Here is a 4,162-nt window from a genome sequence, read left to right as displayed (position 1 = left end):
CAGCACGTTATCAATACCCTGACAGAAACCATTCTGCCGACTCTCAATAACGGTCGTCAGCAGGCGCTTAAAGCCTATGAAAACGGGCAGCTGGATTATGTGCAGTGGGATAACACCCGCCAGCAATGGCTGAATGCCCGCAAGCGTTTACTAGACGAAGCGGAAGCACTGCATCAGCAGTGGATTGAATTACAGCGCCTGACCGGCCAGACCATTTATTTCTGAGGCTAAGTTATGACACCCCGTAAAATATTTTCGCACCTGTTACTGGCTTTGCCGTTATTCGCAGGCAGCGCTCTGCCAACACAAATGGTTTATGCCCAGTCGGCGGAAACAGCCGAAGCGGAACCGGAGAAAGGACCTCACCGCGGACGCATGCTGCGCGATGGTGATTTTGCTCTGGAGCTGGCTATTTTCGAAACCGGTGTACCGCCGGAGTTCCGGGTCTGGAGCACATTGTCCGGCCAGCCAATTGCACCACAGGATGTGCAGCTGAGCGTACGTCTTATTCGTCTTGGCGACCTCGTCGATAATATCGGTTTCCGCGCTGAAGGCGATTACCTGCGTGGCGACATGGAAATTTACGAGCCTCATTCTTTTATTGTCGATATTCAGGTTCAGCATGCTGGCCAGCAATACCAGTGGCGTTACGACAACTTTGAGGGACGTACGAATATTGCCGCGCCGGTTGCCGATGCCATGGGAATCACCACTGAAGTCGCAGGGCCAGCCACTCTGCATATTCAGACACCGGTCTGGGGCAATCTGATGTCCCTACCAGGCACAGAGCGCAACGTCAGCGCGCGTTTTGACGGAGAAATCCGCAAGGTGTACGTACGCGAAGGACAGATGATTCAGGCAGGCAGCGAATTGCTTACCATCGACAGCAACGAGAGTCTGAAAAGCTACAGCGTACGCGCACCAGCCTCAGGCATTGTCAGCCGGATTTATGCCGCTGCCGGAGAACAAAGTGCAGGACGTACTCTGCTGACACTGCAAGACAACCGTACATTGCAGGCTGAACTTGCCGTGTACCCGAAAGACTGGAGTCGTGTAAAAGCCGGAGCCCCCGTCACCATCACGGTACCCGGCACAGAATTGCAGGCTCAGACTGTGCTTAAACATGCGTACCCCTCTGTTCAGTCCGATCAGTCACGTCTATGGCTGGCCACCCTTGATAACGCCGAAGGTTTGTTGGCGGCCGGAATGAAAATCAATGCCCGCATTGAAACCGAAACCCGTGACGTAGCTCTGGCCGTCAAACGCTCTGGCTTACAGGCGTTTCGCGACTTTACAGTGGTCTACGCCAAAGTCGGCGACGAATACGAAGTGCGCATGCTGGAGCTTGGCCAGGCCGCCGGTGAGTGGGTTGAAGTGCTCGGTGGTCTTGAACCCGGCACAGAATACGTCAGCGAAAACAGTTACATCATCAAAGCCGACATCGAGAAGTCCGGCGCGTCACACGACCACTGATACGGGAAATCGCCATGTTGGATTTACTGATAAAACTGGCCATTGCCCGGCGGAATCTGGTGATGGTCGTTGTCGCCATCGTTGCTGTTCTGGGTCTGTGGAATTTTAACCGGCTGCCGATTGATGCCGTGCCTGACATTACCAACGTACAGGTGATGATCAATACCGAAGCCGCCGGCTTTACCCCACTGGAAGTGGAACAGCGTATTACTTATCCGCTGGAAACCGCACTGGCCGGATTACCTGGGCTGGAATACACCCGTTCGGTATCGCGCTACGGCCTGTCGCAGGTGATCGCTATTTTCAGCGATGACACCGATATTTATTTCGCCCGCCAGCTGGTCGGCGAACGCATGGCATCTGCCAGCGGTCGTCTGCCTTATGGCTTACAACCAGAAATGGGGCCTATCGCCACCGGTCTGGGTGAAATCTTTATGTTCACCGTTGATGCTGAGCCGGGCGCAATGAATGCCGATGGGTCTGCCATCACACCTATGGATCTGCGCAGTGTGCACGACTGGATTATCCGCCCGCAGCTGATGCAGGTGCCGGGCGTGGTGGAAGTGAACCCCATCGGTGGTTACGAGCGGGAAGTCGTGGTGCAGATGCAACCGCAACGTATGCTGTCCGCTGGCATCAGCAGTGCCGATATTGTGGCCGCTATCCGCGCTAATAATGAGAACCGTGGCGCCGGATTTGTTGAGCGAAATGGTGCGCAATGGCTGATGCGGATTCCTGGACAGGCAATGCAGGCCGATGACATAGCGGCAATTACCATTACCGCTGAAAATGGAAAAACGGTGCATATCAGCGATGTGGCCGAGGTGACCATTGGTCACGGCCTACGCACCGGTGCCGCGACCCAGAATGGCCGGGAAGTGGTGATGAGCACCGTGTTTATGCTGGTTGGTGAAAACAGCCGCACTGTGGCAAGTAACGTCGGTAAAAAACTGGCTGAGATTAATGCCTCACTGCCTGAGGGCATGATTGCAACCGCCGCCTACGATCGCACCGGCCTGGTAGAAAAAACCTTAAGTACCGTCACCACAAATCTGGTAGAAGGTGCTTTGCTGGTGATTGTTATTTTGTTCCTGATGCTGGGCAATATCCGCGCGGCCATTCTCACCGCGCTGGTTATTCCTCTGGCAATGCTGATGACCTTTACCGGTATGGTACAGACCCGTGTCAGCGCCAACCTGATGAGTCTGGGCGCGCTCGATTTTGGCCTACTGGTCGATGGAGCCATCATCATTGTCGAAAACTGCCTGCGTCGTCTTAGTCAGCAGACAGGCCCGCTTGCATTAAAAGAACGTCTGCAACTGGTGTTTGAAGCTACCCGGGAAGTCATTCGTCCGGCCTTGTTCGGCGTGTTTATTATCACCGCTGTATACGCGCCAATTTTTGCCCTCGAAGGTGTTGAAGGCAAAATGTTCCACCCGATGGCCATCACTGTTGTGATTGCTCTGCTGAGTGCAATTCTGCTGTCAGTCACCTTTGTGCCTGCAGCAGTGGCGCTGTTATTCAGAGGCCCGGTGACTGAAAAGCATAACCCTCTGGTATCGGCACTCATGCGCATATATCAGCCATTATTGGCTCTGGCCCTGCAAGCCCGGGTACCTATCATTGGACTGGCGGCAGTGCTGGTTTTACTGAGCATCTGGCAGGCTACCCGGTTAGGTAGTGAATTTGCCCCGAATCTGGATGAGGGTGATATTGCCATGCATGCGCTGCGCATCCCCGGTACATCACTCAGTCAGGCCATTGCCCTGCAGGAAACACTTGAAGAGCGCATCAAAGCCTTACCTGAAGTTGAACGGGTATTTGCCAAAATCGGTACCGCTGACGTCGCCACCGATGCTGTGCCCCCGAGTGTGGCCGATAACTTTATTATTCTGAAACCACGAGACCAGTGGCCAGATCCGGATAAGCCCAAGCAGCAGGTGGTCGCCGAACTGGAAGCCTTAGTCAGTGAAATCCCTGGCAACCGTTATGAGTTTTTACAGCCCATTCAGATGCGCTTTAACGAATTACTCGCCGGTGTACGCGCCGAAGTTGCTATCAAGATTTTCGGTGACGATCTGGATGTGTTAACTGGCCTTGGCGCGTCGCTTGAAAAAATTGTTGCTGGTGTCGACGGTGCCGTGGACATTCAGACTGAGCAGGTGACCGGCTTGCCACTGCTGGAATTTATTCCGGATGCTGCCGCATTGCGCCGTCACGGTATCAGCCGCCAACAGCTGCAGAATCAGCTATCCACCGCTCTGGGCGGAGAAGTCGCAGGTACCTTGTTTGAAGGAGATCGCCGGGCAGATATAACCGTACGCCTGCCTGAAACCGTACGCGCTGATATTGACGGTCTGAACTATTTACCAGTGACCGTTGCACACGGGCAGGTTGTTCCACTGCAGGAGCTGGTCACACTCAGCGAAAACATCGGTGTTAATCAGGTAAACCGCGAAAATGGTAAACGCCGCCTGGTAGTCACCGCCAACGTTCGCGGTCGCGATCTTGGCAGTTTTGTGGAAGCCGTGCGTAATGCCGTTGGTAATGAACTGGATATTCCCTCGGGCTACTGGGTGGAATATGGCGGTACCTATCAGAAGCTGCAGTCCGCGTCACAAAGACTGATGATTGTTGTGCCACTAACACTCGTGCTGATTGTAGGTTTGCTGGTGTTGGCACTGAATTC

At 54.1% G+C, this 4,162-nt stretch carries 3 protein-coding genes; all 3 read left to right on the top strand.

What is annotated here, in order from left to right; genetic code table 11:
- A partial coding sequence (locus I9W95_RS05190) for a TolC family protein (protein ID WP_225672561.1) occupies positions 1 to 225 on the top strand: 225 nt, incomplete at its 5' end.
- Positions 226 to 234: 9 nt separating this feature from the next.
- Positions 235 to 1,473: an efflux RND transporter periplasmic adaptor subunit gene (locus I9W95_RS05185; protein WP_225672559.1), complete on the top strand. Its 1,239-nt coding sequence runs from the start codon at positions 235 to 237 to the stop codon at positions 1,471 to 1,473.
- 14 nt (positions 1,474 to 1,487) lie between these two features.
- Positions 1,488 to 4,162: efflux RND transporter permease subunit (locus I9W95_RS05180; protein ID WP_225672557.1), on the top strand; the 2,675-nt coding region annotated here is incomplete at its 3' end.

Source organism: Thalassolituus marinus, from assembly GCF_020320395.1.
GTDB lineage: Bacteria > Pseudomonadota > Gammaproteobacteria > Pseudomonadales > Oceanobacteraceae > Venatoribacter > Venatoribacter marinus.
Note: the sequence above shows the minus strand (reverse complement) of the source record. Positions and strands in the feature narration are given on the sequence as shown.